Origin of the sequence: Pantoea sp. Z09, assembly GCF_022394795.1 — a bacterium.
Lineage (GTDB): Bacteria > Pseudomonadota > Gammaproteobacteria > Enterobacterales > Enterobacteriaceae > Pantoea > Pantoea latae.
Genome location: NZ_CP092373.1, coordinates 3,196,672 through 3,215,277, shown reverse-complemented (window position 1 = coordinate 3,215,277; position 18,606 = coordinate 3,196,672). Strand labels below are relative to the sequence as shown.

Here is an 18,606-nt window from a genome sequence, read left to right as displayed (position 1 = left end):
GCTGACCGGTGCCGCGAAGGGCACGCATTAAGATGACAGGTAACTGAGAACGATGAATACACAACAACTGGCAAAACTGCGCTCCATTGTGCCCGAGATGCGTCGCGTCCGGCACATTCACTTTGTCGGCATCGGCGGTGCTGGCATGGGCGGTATTGCCGAAGTGTTGGCGAATGAGGGTTACCACATCAGCGGCTCCGATCTGGCGCCGAACGCGGTAACGCAGCATCTGGCGGCGCTGGGCGCCACCATCTATTTCAACCATCGCCCGGAAAACGTCACCGACGCCAGCGTGGTGGTGGTCTCCAGCGCGGTGGCGCAGGACAACCCGGAACTGGTCGCGGCGCGCGAACAGCGTATTCCCGTGATCCGTCGCGCCGAAATGCTGGCGGAGCTGATGCGTTTTCGTCACGGCATCGCCATTGCCGGCACGCACGGCAAAACCACCACCACCGCGATGGTGTCGAGCATCTATGCCGAAGGCGGGCTCGATCCCACCTTCGTCAACGGCGGGCTGGTGAAGGCGGCGGGCACGCACGCGCGTCTCGGCAGCAGCCGCTACCTGATTGCGGAAGCGGACGAGAGCGACGCCTCTTTCCTGCATCTGCAGCCGATGGTGGCGGTGGTGACCAATATCGAAGCTGACCACATGGACACCTACCAGGGCGACTTCGAGAACCTGAAACAGACCTTTATCAATTTTCTGCACAACCTGCCGTTTTACGGTCGTGCGGTGATGTGCATCGACGACGTGGTGATCCGCGATCTGATCCCACGCGTGGGCCGTCACATCACCACCTACGGCTTCAGCGACGACGCCGACGTGCGCATTGAGCACTACGAGCAGCGCGGCGCGCAGGGGCACTTTACGCTGGTGCGTCACGACAGGCCGCGCCTGCAGGTGACGCTGAACGCGCCGGGCCGCCATAACGCGCTTAACGCCGCGGCGGCGGTGGCGGTGGCGAGCGAAGAGGGCATTGATGACAACGCCATCCTCGCCGCGCTGGAGAGCTTTCAGGGCACCGGACGCCGCTTCGACCTGCTGGGCGAATACCCGACCGAGCCGGTCAACGGCAATCCGGGCACGGCGATGCTGGTGGACGATTACGGCCATCATCCGACCGAGGTCGACGCCACCATCAAGGCGGCGCGCGCCGGCTGGCCGGATAAAAAACTGGTAATGGTGTTTCAGCCGCACCGCTACACGCGCACGCGCGATCTGTTCGACGACTTCGCCAACGTGCTGTCGCAGGTCGACGTCCTGCTGATGCTGGATGTCTACTCGGCGGGCGAAACGGCGATCCCCGGCGCGGACAGCCGTGCCTTGTGCCGCTCGATTCGCGGCCGCGGCAAGGTCGATCCGGTGCTGGTGCCGGAGCATGACGCGCTGCCGGAAATGCTGGCGCCGCTGCTGTCGGGCAACGACCTGATTCTGGTGCAGGGCGCGGGCAACGTCGGCAAAGTGGCGCGCAAGCTGGCGGAGTGCAAACTGCAGCCCGAGCGTAAAGCGGAGGATCGTCATGGCTAATAAAGTCGCCGTCCTGATGGGCGGCACCTCGGCGGAGCGCGACGTTTCGCTGATGTCCGGCAGCGCGGTGCTGGCCGGACTGCGCGAAGCCGGGATTAACGCGCACCCGATCGATACGCGCGACGTCTCGGTGCTGACGCTGAAAGAGCAGGGCTTCGACGCCGTGTTTATCGCGCTGCACGGGCGCGGCGGTGAAGATGGCACGCTGCAGGCAGTGCTGGAATTCTTACAGCTGCCCTATACCGGCAGCGGCGTGATGGCGTCGGCCATCACCATGGACAAGCTGCGCACCAAACTGCTGTGGCAGGGGCGTGGCCTGCCGTCAGGACGCTTTGTCTGGCTGACGCGTCAGCAGTATCAGGCGGGCCTGACGGCGGAAACGCGCGACGCCATTGCCGCGCTCGGCCTGCCGCTGTTCGTTAAGCCGAGCTGCGAAGGCTCCAGCGTCGGCATCAGCCGCGTCAACGCGGCGGAGGCATTGCCGGCCGCGCTGGACGAAGCCTTCCGTCATGACGACGACGTGCTGATCGAGGCGTTTCTTAGCGGCGCGGAGTACACGGTGGGCATTGTAGGCGATCAAATTCTGCCTGCAATACGCATTCAGACCGCCAGCGAGTTTTATGACTATGAAGCAAAATACATTTCTGACGATACTCAATACTTCTGCCCTGCAGGATTGAGCGCGGAACGAGAAGCGGAATTGCAGAGTCTGGTCTGGGATGCATGGCGTGCGCTGGGCTGTAGCGGATGGGGTCGCGTCGACGTGATGACCGACGGCGAGGGCAACTTCCAGCTGCTGGAGGTGAACACCTCGCCGGGTATGACCAGCCACAGCCTGGTGCCGATGGCGGCAAAGGAAGCGGGAATGCGCTTCTCCCAGCTGGTGGCGTGTATTCTGGAGCTGGCCGACTGATATGTCACAGGCGGCACTGAACGCACGGAACCGCGAACCCCAGGAGCGCACGCGCACGGGGCGCAGCAACGGGGCCAGACTTTTCGGCATCGTCTTTTTGCTGATGGTCATTGGCATTATGATTTTCGGCGGGCTGGTGGTGCTGAAGTGGATGAACGATGCGTCGCGCCTGCCGCTTTCCCGGCTGGTGGTGACGGGCGAAACCCACTACACCACGCACGATGATATTCGCCAGGCGATTCTGTCGCTGGGCGCGCCGGGCACCTTTATGTCGCAGGATGTCGACATTATCCAGCAGCAGATCGAACGGCTACCCTGGATTAAACAGGTCAGCGTGCGCAAGCAGTGGCCCGACGAGCTGAAGATCCATCTGGTGGAGTATGTGCCGGTGGCGCGCTGGAACGATCTCCATATGGTGGATGTGGACGGCGTCTCCTTCAGCGTGCCGGCCAGCCATATTGGCAAAGCGGCGATGCCGATGCTCTATGGACCAGAAGGCAGCGAGAAAGAGGTGTTGGCGGGTTACCACAGCATGAGCGACGTGCTGAAAGCCAACAAGTTTACCCTGAAGGTAGCGTCGATGACGGCGCGGCGGTCATGGCAGCTGGTCACCAGCGACGATGTGCGCATCGAACTGGGGCGCGGCGAGCCGATGAAACGTCTTAACCGATTTATTGAGCTCTATCCGGCGTTGCAGCAGCAGGGGCAGAACGAGCACAAACGTATCAGCTACGTCGATTTGCGGTACGACTCGGGCGCAGCCGTGGGCTGGACGCCGGAGCCGGTGGAGCTCCAGGACAGTAATCAGCAACAGAACCAGGCACAGGCTAAACAATGATCAAGGCAACGGACAGAAAACTGGTAGTTGGACTCGAAATTGGCACCGCGAAGGTTGCCGCCCTGGTTGGGGAAATTCTGCCCGATGGTATGGTCAACATTATCGGGGTGGGCAGCTGCCCGTCTCGTGGTATGGATAAAGGCGGCGTAAACGATCTGGAGTCGGTGGTGAAGTGCGTGCAGCGCGCCATCGACCAGGCCGAGCTGATGGCGGATTGCCAGATCTCCTCCGTCTATCTTGCCTTATCGGGCAAACATATCAGCTGTCAGAACGAAATCGGGATGGTTCCGATTTCCGAAGAGGAGGTGACTCAGGATGATGTGGAAAACGTCGTACACACTGCGAAATCAGTGCGCGTGCGTGACGAGCACCGCATCCTGCATGTTATTCCTCAGGAATACGCTATCGATTATCAGGAAGGCATTAAAAATCCGGTCGGTCTTTCCGGCGTGCGCATGCAGGCAAAAGTGCACCTGATCACATGTCACAACGATATGGCGAAAAATATCGTCAAAGCCGTTGAACGTTGCGGTCTGAAAGTTGACCAACTGATTTTTGCCGGCCTGGCGTCCAGTTTCGCCGTGCTGACGGAAGATGAACGTGAGCTTGGCGTCTGTGTTGTCGACGTCGGTGGCGGTACAATGGATATCGCGGTCTACACGGGCGGCGCGCTGCGCCACACTAAAGTGATCCCCTACGCGGGGAATGTGGTCACCAGCGATATCGCCTACGCTTTCGGCACGCCGCCGACCGACGCGGAGGCCATTAAGGTCCGCCACGGCTGCGCGCTGGGCTCTATCGTCGGCAAAGACGAAAATGTCGAAGTGCCGAGCGTAGGTGGGCGTCCACCGCGCAGTCTGCAGCGACAGACGCTGGCAGAGGTGATCGAGCCGCGTTACACCGAATTACTGAATCTGGTCAACGACGAGATTCTGCAGCTTCAGGAACAACTGCGTCAGCAGGGCGTTAAGCACCATCTGGCAGCCGGGATCGTGCTGACCGGGGGCGCGGCGCAGATTGAAGGGCTGGCCGCCTGCGCGCAGCGCGTTTTTCATACGCAGGTGCGTATCGGGCAGCCGCTCAATATCACAGGATTGACGGATTACGCGCAGGAACCTTATTACTCAACCGCAGTGGGACTGCTGCACTATGGCAAAGAGTCCCATATGAACGGCGATGCAGAGACGGAAAAACGCGCATCGGTGGGCAATTGGTTCAAGCGCATCAATAGCTGGTTGAAGAAAGAATTTTGATTTTAGAAAGGAGACCATGCTGGCACTGTTTATGGTCTCCAGGCGACAGGCACATAACGGAGAGAAATCATGTTTGAACCGATGGAATTAACCAATGACGCGGTGATTAAAGTCATCGGCGTCGGCGGTGGCGGCGGCAACGCCGTAGAGCACATGGTACGCGAGCGTATCGAAGGTGTGGAATTCTTCGCTGTGAACACCGACGCTCAGGCGTTGCGTAAAACAGCGGTTGGCCAGACGATCCAGATCGGTACCAATATCACTAAAGGTCTGGGCGCAGGGGCAAATCCGGAAGTGGGTCGGACCTCTGCAGAAGAAGATCGCGAAGCACTGCGTTCTGCGCTGGAGGGAGCAGACATGGTGTTTATCGCTGCGGGTATGGGCGGCGGTACCGGTACCGGCGCGGCACCTGTGGTGGCGGAAGTCGCTAAAGACCTGGGCATCCTGACCGTTGCGGTCGTGACCAAGCCGTTCAACTTCGAAGGCAAAAAGCGCATGGCCTTTGCCGAGCAGGGCATCGCCGAGCTGTCGAAGCACGTGGACTCGCTGATCACCATCCCGAACGACAAGCTGCTGAAAGTGCTGGGTCGCGGCATCTCTCTGCTCGACGCCTTTGGCGCGGCCAACGACGTGCTGAAAGGCGCGGTTCAGGGCATCGCCGAACTGATCACGCGTCCGGGCCTGATGAACGTCGACTTCGCCGACGTGCGCACCGTGATGTCTGAAATGGGCTACGCCATGATGGGTTCCGGCGTCGCCTGCGGTGAAGACCGCGCGGAAGAAGCGGCCGAAATGGCGATCTCCAGCCCGCTGCTGGAAGATATCGACCTCTCCGGCGCGCGCGGCGTGCTGGTCAACATCACGGCGGGCTTCGACCTGCGTCTGGATGAGTTCGAAACCGTGGGTAACACTATCCGCGCCTTCGCCTCTGACAACGCAACCGTGGTTATCGGCACCTCGCTGGATCCAGAAATGAATGACGAACTGCGCGTGACCGTGGTCGCCACCGGCATCGGCATGGATAAGCGTCCAGAAATCACCCTGGTCACCAACAAGCCAGCCAGCCAGCCAGTTATGGATCATCGCTACCAGCAGCACGGCATGTCGCCGCTGCCGCAGGAGCAGAAACCGGCAGCGAAAGTGGTCAACGACCAGAGCGCGCAGTCAAACAAAGAGCCCGATTACCTTGATATTCCAGCGTTTCTGCGTAAGCAGGCCGACTAGGAATAACCTGAGAATTGGGATTCTCCGCTCTTTGTGCTAAAGTGTTCGCCCGCCGGTAAAGTATACTGGCGGTCGGATGGGTAATATTGCGAGATAATACGATGATCAAACAAAGGACATTAAAACGTATTGTTCAGGCGACTGGCGTCGGTTTGCATACCGGCAAGAAAGTCACGCTGACATTACGCCCTGCGCCGGCGAATACCGGGGTCATCTATCGTCGCACTGACTTGAATCCACCGGTTGATTTCCCGGCTGATGCAAAATACGTGCGCGACACCATGCTGAGTACCTGCCTGGTGAATGATGAAGGCGTGCGTATTTCGACGGTTGAACACCTGAACGCCGCGCTGGCTGGCCTGGGTATCGACAACATTATTGTTGAAGTGGATGCGCCGGAAATCCCGATTATGGACGGCAGCGCCGCGCCCTTCATCTATCTGCTGATGGATGCAGGCATCGAACAGCTGAACAGCGCCAAGAAGTTCGTGCGCGTGAAACAGACTGTGCGCGTGGAAGATGGCGACAAGTGGGCCGAGATCAAGCCGTATAACGGTTTCTCTCTCGACTTCACCATCGACTTCAAGCATCCGGCGATCGACTCCAGCTCGCAGCGCTATCAGCTGAACTTCTCTGCCGACTCTTTTGTTCGTCAGATCAGCCGCGCCCGTACCTTCGGCTTTATGCGTGAAATCGAGTACCTGCAATCCAAAGGCCTGTGCCTGGGCGGTAGTCTGGATTGCGCCATTGGCCTCGACGATTTCCGCGTGCTGAATGAAGAAGGGCTGCGTTTTGAAGATGAATTTGTTCGTCACAAAATGCTCGACGCGATCGGCGACCTGTTTATGTGCGGCCACAATATTATCGGCGCGTTTACCGCGTTCAAATCAGGCCATGCACTGAACAACAAGCTGCTGCAGGCGGTTCTCGCTAAGCAGGAAGCCTGGGAATGGGCGACCTTCGAAGACGAAGCGCAACTGCCGCTGGCGTTCAAGGCACCGAATCTGGTTCTGGCTTAATTACCCCAGAACGTGAAACGGCTGGTTATGCTGACACCCCTCTCCGGTCAGCGGCGCCAGCCGTTTTTTATTGCCTCTCTTTCCGCCGCTAAAAATCTGCAAGCTGCCTCGCATTCATTTCTGCAACGTTGCTGAAACGCTGAACAAACAGGCGCGTTTTATTCCAGCACCACTTTAAACACTGATGTGGTCGTCCCACATTAGTGGTACTATCAGGCGCTCTGAAAAGCTGAGCGCCGCTGTTCAAAGACGAGCGGTAAACCCCTGACAACGACGCGATCGTTGATTCGCAATGGAAGAGTTGTGATCGGAATTTTTCTACGCTGGCGACAATTAGGCAGACGCTATTTCTGGCCTCATCTCCTGTTGGGGATGGTGGCGGCCAGCTTTGGCTTGCCTGTCTGCGCGCAGAGCGCGGAGCTTAACGCCTCATCCGAATCCTCTTCCAGCAGCCTGTTCGTCGGCAGCGCCGCGCGCTTCGACCAGCTAATCCGCCTGCAGGAAACGGCGCGGCGTCCCAGCTTTACTATCGATTACTGGCATCAGCATGCCATCCGCACCGTTATCCGCCATCTCTCCTTTACCCTGACGCCGCAGGCGGAAACGGCGGAAGCCCTGCCGCTGGCGGCGCATAAGCTGGCGCTGATCGATTCGCTTCAGGCGCTGCTCAACGCGCCTGGCGCTCTGCGTCAGCCGTCGCCACAGGCTGAGACGCCGCGCGATGCGCTGGCGCCTGCCACTTCGCTGACCAGCTGGCGCAGCAAAACCCATGCAATCCGCGCCGGACCGTCTACGCTGCTTGTCTGAAACACCGTTAAAATACCTTTATTTTATTATCGCAGCCCGCGTCAGGCGGCTGAATTGAGAAGTTTTTAATATGTTAATCAAACTGTTAACGAAAGTATTTGGCAGCAGCAACGATCGTACTCTGCGCCGTATGCGCAAAGCAGTAGACGTCATCAACAAGATGGAGCCGGATTTCGAGAAACTTTCAGACGATGAGCTGAAGGCGAAAACCGATGAGTTTCGCGAGCGCCTGAAAAAGGGCGAGACGCTGGAGAGCCTGATCCCGGAAGCGTTCGCCACCGTGCGTGAAGCGAGCAAGCGCGTCTTCGGCATGCGTCACTTCGACGTCCAGCTGATCGGCGGCATGGTGCTCAACGATCGCTGCATCGCCGAGATGCGTACCGGTGAAGGTAAAACCCTGACCGCCACCCTGCCAGCCTATCTCAACGCCCTGAGCGGCAAAGGCGTTCACGTGGTGACCGTCAACGACTATCTGGCGCAGCGCGATGCGGAAAATAACCGTCCGCTGTTCGAGTTCCTTGGCCTGAGCGTCGGCATTAACCTGCCGGGCATGCCCTCGGTGGCGAAGCGTGAAGCCTACGCGGCCGATATCACCTACGGCACCAACAACGAATATGGCTTCGACTACCTGCGCGATAACATGGCCTTCAGCCCGGAAGAGCGCGTACAGCGCAAGCTGAACTATGCGCTGGTGGATGAGGTGGACTCCATCCTGATCGATGAAGCGCGTACGCCGCTGATTATCTCCGGTCCGGCGGAAGACAGCTCCGAGATGTACACTAAGGTCAACAAAATCATCCCGAGCCTGGTGCGTCAGGAGAAAGAAGATTCCGACAATTTTCAGGGCGAAGGCGATTTCTGGGTCGACGAGAAAGCGCGTCAGGCGCATATGACCGAGCGCGGCCTGGTGAAGGTCGAAGAGCTGCTGGTGAGCCAGAACATCATGGAAGAGGGCGAGTCGCTCTACTCGCCGACCAACATCATGCTGATGCACCACGTGACCGCAGCGCTGCGCGCCCATGCGCTGTTTACCCGCGATGTGGACTACATCGTGAAAGATGGCGAAGTGGTGATCGTCGACGAACACACCGGCCGTACTATGCAGGGCCGCCGCTGGTCGGATGGTCTGCATCAGGCGATTGAAGCCAAAGAGGGCGTGGAGATCCAGAACGAGAACCAGACGCTGGCCTCCATCACCTTCCAGAACTACTTCCGTCTCTACGATAAGCTGGCCGGTATGACCGGTACGGCGGACACCGAGGCATTTGAGTTCAGCTCTATCTACAAACTCGACACCATCGTGGTGCCAACCAACCGTCCGATGGTGCGTAAAGATCTGCCCGATCTGGTCTATATGACCGAGAAAGAGAAGATCGACGCCATTATTGAAGATATTCGCGAGCGTACCGCCAACGGCCAGCCGGTGCTGGTGGGGACCATCTCCATTGAAAAATCGGAAGTGGTCTCTAACGAGCTGACGCGCGCGGGCATCAAGCACAACGTGCTGAACGCCAAATTCCACGCCCGCGAAGCGGATATCGTGGCGCAGGCGGGTCAGCCGGGTGCGGTTACCATCGCCACCAACATGGCAGGCCGCGGCACCGACATTATGCTGGGCGGCAGCTGGCACGCGGAAGTCGCCGAGCTGGAAGCGCCGACCGAGGCGCAGATCGAGGCGATCAAAGCGGCGTGGCAGCAGCGTCACGATGCGGTACTGGCATCGGGCGGCCTGCACATCATCGGCACCGAGCGCCACGAGTCGCGCCGTATCGATAACCAGCTGCGCGGTCGCGCCGGTCGTCAGGGCGACGCCGGTTCTTCGCGTTTCTATCTGTCGATGGAAGATGCGCTGATGCGTATTTTCGCCTCGGATCGCGTCTCTAACATGATGCGTAAACTGGGGATGAAGCCAGGGGAAGCGATTGAGCATCCGTGGGTGACCAAGGCGATTGCCAACGCGCAGCGCAAAGTTGAAAGCCGCAACTTCGATATCCGTAAGCAGCTGCTGGAGTATGACGACGTGGCGAACGACCAGCGTCGCGCCATCTACAGCCAGCGTAACGAACTGCTGGACGTCTCCGACGTGAGCGAAACCATCAACAGCATTCGCGAAGACGTGTTCAAAACCACCATCGACAGCTACATTCCGCCGCAGTCGCTGGAAGAGATGTGGGACGTGCCGGGCCTGGAAGAGCGCCTGCGCAACGACTTCGATCTCGATCTGCCGATCACCGAGTGGCTGGATAAAGAGCCGGATCTGCATGAAGAAACGCTGCGCGAGCGCATTATGACGCACGCCCGCGAAAGCTACGCCAGCAAAGAAGAGGTGGTCGGCGTCGAGATGATGCGCAACTTCGAAAAAGGCGTGATGCTGCAGACGCTGGACTCGCTGTGGAAAGAGCATCTGGCGGCGATGGACTACCTGCGTCAGGGCATCCACCTGCGCGGCTATGCGCAGAAAGATCCGAAGCAGGAGTACAAGCGCGAATCCTTTGCCATGTTCGCGGCGATGCTGGAGTCGCTGAAGTATGAAGTGGTCAGCACCCTGAGCAAGGTTCAGGTGCGCATGCCGGAAGAAGTCGAGGCGATGGAGCAGCAGCGTCGCGAAGAGGCGGAGCGTCTGGCGCAGCAGCAGCAGCTCAGCCACGTCGACGATGAAGCAGCGGCAGCGGCCTCGCTGGCGGCGCAGGGCGGCGAGCGTAAAGTGGGTCGCAACGATCCTTGCCCGTGCGGCTCCGGCAAAAAATATAAGCAGTGTCACGGTCGCCTGGCCTGACAAACCTGAGAAAAAGGAGCTTCGGCTCCTTTTTTCTTTCCCGCGGCGACAGATTAACTTTGCGCCGCCCATGCTTTAGAATCAGCGCTCATTTACCCATCCGACGTGGAACATATTTATGAAGCACCTGCAGGTTGCCGTAGGCATCATCCGTAACGCCGATAAACAGATCTTCCTGGCTCAGCGGCCAGCCTCGTCGCATATGGCGAATATGTGGGAGTTTCCTGGCGGCAAAATCGAAGCGGGCGAAAGCGCGGAAGAGGCGTTAACGCGCGAGCTACTGGAAGAGACCGGCATTGAGGTGACGCAGGCGACGGCAATCGGCGCGGCGGACCATACCTATGACGATCTGCGCGTCACGCTGAATTTCTTTCTGGTCGAGGGCTGGAAGGGCGAGCCGTGGGGACGTGAAGGTCAACCGCAGCGCTGGGTGGCGCAGCGCGCGCTGGTGGCGGAGGAGTTCCCGCCGGCTAACCATGCGCTGATTGCGCGCCTGGTCGCCGACGAGCTGTAACCTCAGGGGCGTGCGCCCCTGCTGTTAATGCTGCTCTTCGCTCCACTCGTCGCTGTCGCTCTGATCGCCCTCGCTGGGAATACGCTTCTCTTCATCCGCCCATTCGCCTAAATCAATCAGCTGGCAGCGCTTGCTGCAAAAAGGGCGCCACGGGCTGAGCTCATCCCAAATCACATCTTTGCCGCAGTGTGGACAGGGCACGGTAATCACTTCGTCTTGCATAGCTACCTCTAACAACAGGCCAGTTCAAAATTAAGTCGGGCAGGCACTTCGCCGCGTTCGCTGTCGAGCGGCAAAAAACGGATGGCATAACGACTTTTATGACCCGAAACCTGGGGATAAAGCGCGTCTTCCAGCTGCAGCTGCAGGCGTAGCAGATCGGCGCCTTCCGCATTGTCCTGATAAAAGCCGTTCAGGCTGGTCTGATGGCGAAACGCACCCGACTGACGGATCAGGTCGAGCACCATCGCCAGGCTCTGGTTGAGCGGCTCCAGCGTCTCCAGCCAGGCGGCGACGTGACTATCTCGCACCTCCTGCGGCTGATGCAGCCAGATATGCAGGCCTGGCAGATCGAAGCTGCAGCATCCGCCGGGAATGCTGAGGCGCTGGCGCACCAGCCCGATAAGGCGATCCTCACGCAGATGCTGACCCATGCGCGGCGCGGCGTTGAGCTGCACCGACTGCGCTCTGAGCTTCTCGCGCAGCGCGTCGACCAGCGCCATATCCACGCCGGGCACGTCGGCCCAGGCGCGCAGTTTCTGCTGCTGCCGCTCCAGCTCTTTCAGCAGTTCGGTGCGCATGTCGCCGCGCTCGAAAATATCCAGCAGTTCGCCGATGATGCGAAAAAAGGTCAGCGCTGACGACGTGCGGGTCACCGGCACGGTCTCATGCAGCTGCTGGATCAAAAACTCGACGCGCAGCCAGGTGCGCATTTTCTCATTCAGGGGATGTTCAAACAGAACGACTGTGCTCATAGCGTTAATCCTGTTGCGTTGCCGCCAGCGTCAGATAGCGCTGGTGCAGGGCGGCAACCTGCGGCAGCGCGTCTGCTGGCGCGCCGCTGTTATTAATAACGTCGTCGGCTACGGCGAGGCGCGCGCTGCGCGTCGCCTGAGCGGACAGAATATTTTTCGCCTGCTGAAGATCGATGCCGTCGCGCTGAATGGTGCGCGCAATCTGCGTCGCCTCATCGACGTCCACCACCAGCACGCGATCCGCCTGGCGCTGCAGGCCATTTTCCACCAGCAGCGGCACCACCCACAGTACGTAGGGCGCCGTGGTCAGCGCTTTAAGCTGCTGCGTGCGGGCGTTGATCAGGGGATGGAGCAGGTTATTCAGCCAGCTTTTTTCTTCGGGCGACTGGAAAATAATTTCTCTCAGTCGGGCGCGATTGAGCGCGCCTTGATCGGTCAGAATGTCGGGGCCGTGCCGCTCGACGATGCGCTGTAGCGCCGGCGATCCCGGCTCGACCACCTCGCGCGCGATGCGGTCCGCGTCGATGAGGGGCACACCAAGCGCCGCGAAAGCATTGGCAATCGTGCTTTTTCCACTGCCGATTCCACCGGTCAGCGCCACGGTATAGGGCATATCACTCTCTCAGGCGCGCATCACAGCAGGCAGGTCGAAGCGCGAAACTGTGTGCGCGATCACAATGAATATTCTCAGCTAAATTTATCGGATTGTAGCTTAAATAAAGTGAAATTCGCAGTCTTGTCGCGGCGCGTACGGCGCGTATGATGAGTTCACTGGAGCCGTGCGCGCTACCCGAACGGTGATTTGCTGCCACTTACCAGGACATATTTTGTATGCGTATTGAAGAAGATTTAAAGCTGGGTTTTAAAGACGTCTTGATCCGTCCGAAACGCTCCACGCTGAAAAGCCGCTCTCAGGTCGAACTTGAACGCAGCTTTACCTTTAAGCACTCAGGCCTGAACTGGCACGGCGTGCCGGTTATTGCCGCTAACATGGACACCGTCGGCACCTTCAGCATGGCGGAGGCGCTGGCCAGCTTCGACATTCTGACGGCGGTGCACAAGCACTACAGCGTGGAGGAGTGGCGCGCCTTTATCCAGCGCTCGTCGGTTGCAGTGCTACACCACATTATGGTGTCGACCGGCACCTCTGAAGCCGATCTGCAAAAGCTGACGGCGATTCTGGCGCTCTCCGCTGACCTCAAATTTATCTGTATCGACGTGGCGAACGGCTATTCCGAGCACTTTGTCACCTTCCTGCAGCGTGCGCGCGAGCTGTTTCCGGATCGCACTATCTGTGCAGGCAACGTGGTGACCGGCGAGATGGTGGAAGAGCTGATCCTCTCTGGCGCCGATATCGTTAAGGTTGGCATTGGGCCAGGCTCGGTCTGCACCACGCGCGTCAAAACCGGCGTCGGCTATCCCCAGCTCTCGGCGGTGATCGAGTGCGCGGATGCCGCACACGGTTTGGGCGGACAGATCGTCAGCGATGGCGGCTGCGCGGTGCCGGGCGATATCGCCAAGGCGTTCGGCGGCGGCGCCGATTTCGTGATGCTGGGCGGCATGCTGGCGGCGCACGATGAGTGCGAGGGCACCGTGGTCGAAGAGAACGGCGAGCAGTTTATGCTGTTTTATGGCATGAGTTCTGAATCGGCGATGAAGCGCCACGTCGGCGGCGTTGCACAGTACCGCGCGGCGGAAGGCAAGACGGTAAAACTGCCGCTGCGTGGGCCGGTGGAAGAGACGGCGCGCGACATTCTTGGCGGCCTGCGCTCAGCCTGCACCTATGTTGGCGCGGAGCGGCTGAAGGAGCTGACCAAGCGAACCACCTTTATCCGCGTTGCCGAGCAGGAAAACCGCGTTTTCAACCGCTAATCTGTTCTGCCATCAGGGTGCCTCGCGCACCCTAATGGATGGCGTCTCCCAGCCCAAATACCGGCAGATACATGGCGATCACCAGCGTGCCGACAATCGCGCCGATCACCACCATCATCGCCGGCTCCAGCGAGGCGGCAAGCGTATCGGCCAGCGCCAGGGTTTGCGCTTCGTGCCACTCCGCCAGGCGCGCCAGCATGGTATCCAGCGCGCCCGCCTCTTCCCCGACGTGCACCAGCTGCATACAGAGCGGCGTAAACAGCGGATGGTCTTGTAGCGCCAGATGCAGCGGCTGCCCCTGCGCGATATGACGCTGCAGCGCAACCAGGGCGTCGCGCCATAAGCGCGTCGTCAGCGTCGCCTCCGCCGCCTGCAGTCCCTGCAGCAGCGTAATGCCCGCCTGTTGCGTCAGCTGCAAAACGGCATAGATCTGGCTGAGCTGGCTGCCGCGCCACAGGTCGCAGAGCAGCGGCACGCGCAGCATCAGGCGCTGCTCCCACAATTGCCAGGCAGGCGAGCGTCGCCGCAGCGCTTGCCAGCCCGCCGCCGACAACGCCAGCAGGATAGCGAGCCAGCCACCCCAGCGCTGCAGCCCGGTTGACAGCGTCATCACCGCTGCCGTAAACGCGGGAAGCGGCGCATTGAACGAGGCGTAGACCGAGACGAACTCCGGCAGCACGAACAGCAGCATGCCGCCGCTGACGGCGATCGCCACCAGCAGAATAAACAGCGGATAGCGCAGCGCCTTCACCACCTTATTCCATAAATAACGCTGCCGCGCCTGCTGTTCGGCCAGCTGCGCGCAGCAGACGTCAAGCTGGCCGGTCAGCTCGCCGACCTGCATCAGGGCGCAGAAGAGCGGCGGGAAGATCTGCGGCCACTGGCCTAGCGCCTGCGAAAAAGGCACGCCGCTGACGACCCGCAGCCGCAGCGCGTGCAGCAGCAGGCGCCAGCCGGTATGCGGATGGCCCTGCGACAGCAGCGCCAGCCCTTGCGCCAGCGGCAGGCCCGCTTTCAGCAGCGTTGCCAGCTGCCGGACAAAATCGATCTTTTGCTGCCACTGCCAGTGGCGCGTGCGCCAGGTTCTGGCGCGTCGCCAGCTGACCGGCAGCAGATCCTGTTCAGCCAGCTGGCGCAGCACGCTCTCTTCATCCGCCGCCAGGCTCTCGCCCTCGTGCAGCTGCTGCTGACCGTCGACCGCCTGCCAGCGAAACAGGCTAAGCGTGGCCATCTTCCAGGCCCGTGACGCGCTGCATCTCCTCCAGCGACGTCTCGCCGCGGCTGACCGCCTCCAGCCCGGCGCTAAACAGCGTCCGCATGCCCTGTTTTTTCGCCAGCGCCAGCACGCTCTCGAGCGGCATCTCAGCGGCGATGGCGTTTTGCAGTTTCGCGCCCACCGGCAATATTTCAAACAGCGCCAGCCGCCCGAAATAGCCGGAAAAACAGTGATCGCAGCCGGGGGCGCGCCAGGTCTGCAGCGTGCCGGGCCAGATGTCCGGCGGAAAGTGCGCCACCGCCTGGGCGGGCTGACGGCAGTGAGGGCAAAGCCGCCGCACCAGCCGCTGCGCGACAATAAGCCGCAGCGCCGGGCCGAGCAGATAGCCGGGAATACCCATCTGACGCAGCCGCGTCAGGGTTTCCGCCGTGGAGTTAGTGTGCAGCGTCGAGAGCACCAGATGGCCGGTCTGCGCCGCTTTGACCGCTATCTCCGCCGTTTCCGCATCGCGGATTTCGCCCACCATAATAACGTCTGGATCCTGGCGCAGGAGGGCACGCAGCACGCGGTTGAAGTCGAGCCCGCATTTCGGGTTGATCTGCGTCTGGTTAATGCCAGCCAGCGGGATCTCCACCGGATCTTCCACGCTGCTGACGTTCATTTCCGGCCGGTTCAGCGTGCTCAGGCAGCTATAGAGCGTAAAGGTTTTGCCGCTGCCGGTCGGGCCGGTCACCAGGATAAGCCCCTGCGGCTGCGCCAGCGCGGCCGCCAGCAGGCGGCGCTGTGCGGCGGGCAAGCCCAGCTTATCCAGCGACAGAGTGCTGCTTTCGCTCTGCAGCAGGCGGATCACCGCTTTTTCACCATGCTGCACCGGCAGCGTGGAGAGCCGAAAAGCGGCGGGTTTCTCCTCCAGCGTCAGGGTAAACTGCCCGTCCTGGGGCAGCCGGCGCTCGGCGATATCCAGCCCGGCCAGAATTTTCAGCCTGGCGAGCAGCGCGGCGGGCGGCGCCTCGGTTAAGGCCGTAAAGGGCTGTAAAACGCCGTCGATGCGCAGCCGTATCCGCAGGCCGTCGCGCTGCGGTTCAATATGAATGTCGGAGGCGCGCCGGCGCAGCGCCTGGCGCAGCATCTGATCGACGGTTTCCACCGCCGATTCGGGCTGGAGGTCGCGCGGCGAGGACGCAGAGGCGCCGCCGTGCTGGTGAAGATCGAGCCGCGCCTGCGGCCAGCACTCCACCTCAATCTGACACTGGCTGGCGAACGCGAGCGCCTCGTGTAATCCCTCCGGCATCGGTTCCGCCACGGCGACGCGCAGCCGCGTCGCGTCATGATGCAGCAGGACGGCGCGGTAGCGCTGGCAGATGGCGTGGAGAGTGGCATCAGGCGTTGCCATTGTCGGCTCCTTTGTCGTCAAAGCGGAACTGTTCCAGACAGTTGTCGCGCAGGCTGCTGCTGCTGCTGGTACAGCTGCGCTGCCACTTCAGGCTGCCATCGCCGCTGTCCCACACCGGCGTCATTTCGACGCTCAGCCCGTTCAGGCTCTCCTGGCCGGTTAAGGTGATAGTGCCGTTGACGACGCTCAGCGCGGAGACATAACGCGAGCCTTTCGCCGGCGGTATCCCTTTCTCGCCCGCCTGACACGGCTCTGGACCGCCGCGCTCCATAGCGCACAGCTCGACGGCGGTTTTATAGGGCAGCATGGTTTGCAGCATATCGGTAAGCGCCGCGCGCTGGAGGTAGTTCTGATACGCCGGCAGACCAATGGCGCTGAGGATCGCCACGATCCCCACCACAATCATCAGCTCGACAAGGGTAAATCCCTGTTGATTCGTCATCTCGTTCTCCTCTCGGTAAACAGGAGAGGGCAGAGTAAAAAAGCGCAGAGGTGAAACCCAGCGGCGGATTTTAAGGCTGGAAAAGGCAACGCAGGAAAAAGGCGGGATTGCAGCGGGAACAACAACAAAGTGGAAGCGGGCGCGCAAAGCTGCCGTGCGCACGGCACGGCAGCTCGGTTCTACAGCGTGGTAAAGCGCATCGAGAGGTCGAGCGCGCGGACATGCTTGGTCAGCGCGCCGACAGAGACATAGTCGACGCCGGTTTGCGCAATCTGCGCCAGCGTCGCCTCGGTCACGTTGCCGGAGACCTCCAGCTGCGCGCGCCCCTGGGTACGCTGTACGGCGTCACGCATGTCGTCGAGGGTAAAGTTGTCCAGCATGACGATATCGGCGCCGGCGGCTAACGCCTGGTCCAGCTCCGCCAGTGATTCCACTTCTACTTCTACCGGTACATCCGGGTGCAGCCAGAACGCTTTTTCCACCGCCTGCTGAATCGAGCCGCTGGCGATAATATGGTTCTCTTTAATTAAAAAGGCGTCCGAGAGGCCGAGGCGATGGTTGGCACCGCCGCCGCACAGCACGGCATATTTCAGCGCCGTGCGCAGCCCCGGCACGGTTTTGCGCGTGTCCAGCAGCTGCGTATTACTGCCTTCCAGCAGCTTAACGTAGCGGCTGGTCTCGGTGGCGACGCCCGACAGCGTCTGCACAAAATTCAGCGCGGTGCGCTCTGCGGTCAGCAGGCAGCGAGAAGGGCCGCTGAGGGTAAACAGCGTTTGATCGGGCGACACGCGGTCGCCATCACTAACCTGCCAGCCCAGCGCTACATGGCCGCCAAGCTGGTTAAACACCTCTTCCACCCAGCGTTTACCACAGAAAACACCCGCTTCGCGCGTAATGACCTGCGCCTGCGCCTGGCTGTCAGCAGGCAGCAGTTGTGCAGTGATGTCGCGGTCGGCATCGATTTCGCCGCCGAGATCCTCCTGCAAAGCGCGGGCGACGGTGGCGGGAATATCCTGTTCAATGCGGGCAATCAGCGCCTTTCGGCGGCTGTCGGCATCATAACGGCGGGTTGGCATAGGGATTGCGCTCCAGATGGCCTGAACAAAGAGAGTGCCACAATAGATCGAAACCGGCGCGTTCGCCAGATGGAATGGCTATTTTGTTTAGTATCCTGAACATGGCGCGGGCGTTGCCACGCCTTCGCGGCATTAAGCTGCAAAAAATTATCATAAATCATGTTATTCTCAGCCCGACTCTGCCAGGGAAAAACAGTATGAAACTGCAACAGGGCTGGCTGACCGACATCCGTCAGGTGCCGTCGCCGCATTTTAATCAACGCCCCAGCGACGAGTCGCCCTCGCTGCTGGTGATCCACAATATCAGCCTGCCGCCGGGCGAATTCGGCGGGCCGTGGATCGATCGGCTGTTTACCGGCACCTTGCCGCCGGACGCGCATCCCTATTTCGCCGATATCGCCCATCTGCAGGTAGCGGCGCACTGCCTGATCCGCCGCGACGGCGAAATTGTGCAGTACGTCTCTTTCGACGATCGTGCCTGGCACGCTGGCGTTTCCTGCTATCAGGGGCGCGAAAACTGCAACGATTTTTCCATTGGCATTGAGCTCGAAGGCACCGACGAGCTGCCCTATACCGATGCGCAGTATCAGGCGCTGGCCACCGTCACGCAGCTGCTGCTGCAGCACTATCCCATTACGCCTTCACGCATTACCGGCCACAGCGATATCGCCCCGACGCGCAAAAGCGATCCGGGGCCCGCTTTTGACTGGCCGCACTATCAGCAACTGTTGGCGCAGACTTCATTTTGATTTCCCGGAGCG

General features: G+C 60.5%; 18 protein-coding genes. 11 read left to right on the top strand and 7 right to left on the bottom strand.

What is annotated here, in order from left to right; translation table 11 throughout:
* The first annotated feature begins 52 nt into the window (after positions 1-52).
* From murC to mutT, 9 genes are all read left to right on the top strand, one after another.
* A complete protein-coding gene (gene murC / locus MC269_RS15410) occupies positions 53-1,528 on the top strand; it encodes a UDP-N-acetylmuramate--L-alanine ligase (RefSeq protein WP_239952929.1) in 1,476 nt (491 codons plus the stop codon).
* Entirely contained in the window at positions 1,521-2,441 is a 921-nt protein-coding gene (locus MC269_RS15405; protein ID WP_239952928.1) for a D-alanine--D-alanine ligase, read from the top strand. Before murC ends, MC269_RS15405 begins: the two co-directional genes overlap by 8 nt.
* Position 2,442: 1 nt before the next feature.
* A complete protein-coding gene (gene ftsQ / locus MC269_RS15400) occupies positions 2,443-3,279 on the top strand; it encodes a cell division protein FtsQ (protein ID WP_239952927.1) in 837 nt (278 codons plus the stop codon).
* Positions 3,276-4,532, top strand: a complete 1,257-nt coding sequence (gene ftsA, locus MC269_RS15395) for a cell division protein FtsA (protein WP_033749492.1) — start codon at positions 3,276-3,278, stop codon at positions 4,530-4,532. The genes ftsQ and ftsA overlap by 4 nt, the downstream gene beginning before the upstream one ends.
* Before the next feature lie 69 nt (positions 4,533-4,601).
* Positions 4,602-5,756: a cell division protein FtsZ gene (gene ftsZ / locus MC269_RS15390; RefSeq protein WP_120455726.1), complete on the top strand. Its 1,155-nt coding sequence runs from the start codon at positions 4,602-4,604 to the stop codon at positions 5,754-5,756.
* 101 nt (positions 5,757-5,857) lie between these two features.
* The gene (lpxC, locus tag MC269_RS15385; RefSeq protein ID WP_239952926.1) at positions 5,858-6,775 is read left to right on the top strand and encodes a UDP-3-O-acyl-N-acetylglucosamine deacetylase; all 918 of its coding nucleotides are present in this window, start codon (positions 5,858-5,860) and stop codon (positions 6,773-6,775) included.
* A gap of 303 nt (positions 6,776-7,078) precedes the next feature.
* Complete coding sequence (gene secM, locus MC269_RS15380; protein ID WP_239952925.1) at positions 7,079-7,582, top strand: secA translation cis-regulator SecM; 504 nt, start codon at positions 7,079-7,081, stop codon at positions 7,580-7,582.
* Positions 7,583-7,652: 70 nt separating this feature from the next.
* Positions 7,653-10,358, top strand: coding sequence for a preprotein translocase subunit SecA (gene secA, locus MC269_RS15375; RefSeq protein ID WP_239952924.1), 2,706 nt, complete (start codon positions 7,653-7,655; stop codon positions 10,356-10,358).
* Positions 10,359-10,476: 118 nt separating this feature from the next.
* Positions 10,477-10,872: an 8-oxo-dGTP diphosphatase MutT gene (gene mutT, locus MC269_RS15370; protein ID WP_081138577.1), complete on the top strand. Its 396-nt coding sequence runs from the start codon at positions 10,477-10,479 to the stop codon at positions 10,870-10,872.
* Positions 10,873-10,896: 24 nt separating this feature from the next.
* Here mutT and yacG read toward each other — a convergent pair whose 3' ends face one another.
* The 3 genes from yacG to coaE are packed head-to-tail and all read right to left on the bottom strand — an operon-like array spanning position 10,897 to position 12,459.
* Positions 10,897-11,094: a DNA gyrase inhibitor YacG gene (yacG, locus tag MC269_RS15365; protein WP_081138575.1), complete on the bottom strand. Its 198-nt coding sequence runs from the start codon at positions 11,092-11,094 to the stop codon at positions 10,897-10,899.
* A gap of 8 nt (positions 11,095-11,102) precedes the next feature.
* On the bottom strand, positions 11,103-11,846 hold the full coding sequence (zapD, locus tag MC269_RS15360) for a cell division protein ZapD (protein WP_239952923.1): 744 nt from the start codon (positions 11,844-11,846) through the stop codon (positions 11,103-11,105).
* A gap of 4 nt (positions 11,847-11,850) precedes the next feature.
* Entirely contained in the window at positions 11,851-12,459 is a 609-nt protein-coding gene (gene coaE / locus MC269_RS15355) for a dephospho-CoA kinase (protein WP_081138570.1), read from the bottom strand.
* Positions 12,460-12,677: 218 nt separating this feature from the next.
* Between coaE and MC269_RS15350 the strand changes: the two genes are divergently transcribed.
* Positions 12,678-13,718 carry a GMP reductase gene (locus MC269_RS15350; RefSeq protein ID WP_081138567.1) on the top strand — a complete coding sequence of 347 codons (1,041 nt, stop codon included), beginning with the start codon at positions 12,678-12,680 and terminating at the stop codon, positions 13,716-13,718.
* Positions 13,719-13,749: 31 nt separating this feature from the next.
* On the opposite strand, the gene hofC is transcribed toward MC269_RS15350, so the two are convergent.
* The 4 genes from hofC to nadC all read right to left on the bottom strand — a co-directional run bounded on the left by hofC (position 13,750) and on the right by nadC (position 17,845).
* Entirely contained in the window at positions 13,750-14,949 is a 1,200-nt protein-coding gene (gene hofC / locus MC269_RS15345; RefSeq protein ID WP_239952922.1) for a protein transport protein HofC, read from the bottom strand.
* The gene (gene gspE, locus MC269_RS15340; RefSeq protein WP_239952921.1) at positions 14,936-16,327 is read right to left on the bottom strand and encodes a type II secretion system protein GspE; all 1,392 of its coding nucleotides are present in this window, start codon (positions 16,325-16,327) and stop codon (positions 14,936-14,938) included. The genes hofC and gspE overlap by 14 nt, the downstream gene beginning before the upstream one ends.
* Positions 16,314-16,769 (bottom strand): prepilin peptidase-dependent pilin, encoded by a 456-nt coding sequence (gene ppdD / locus MC269_RS15335; protein ID WP_239952920.1) that lies wholly within the window; start codon positions 16,767-16,769, stop codon positions 16,314-16,316. Before ppdD ends, gspE begins: the two co-directional genes overlap by 14 nt.
* Before the next feature lie 179 nt (positions 16,770-16,948).
* On the bottom strand, positions 16,949-17,845 hold the full coding sequence (nadC, locus tag MC269_RS15330) for a carboxylating nicotinate-nucleotide diphosphorylase (RefSeq protein ID WP_239952919.1): 897 nt from the start codon (positions 17,843-17,845) through the stop codon (positions 16,949-16,951).
* A gap of 197 nt (positions 17,846-18,042) precedes the next feature.
* Here nadC and ampD point away from each other — a divergent pair, with 197 nt between their 5' ends.
* Positions 18,043-18,594 carry a 1,6-anhydro-N-acetylmuramyl-L-alanine amidase AmpD gene (ampD, locus tag MC269_RS15325; RefSeq protein ID WP_239952918.1) on the top strand — a complete coding sequence of 184 codons (552 nt, stop codon included), beginning with the start codon at positions 18,043-18,045 and terminating at the stop codon, positions 18,592-18,594.
* Positions 18,595-18,606 lie beyond the last annotated feature (12 nt).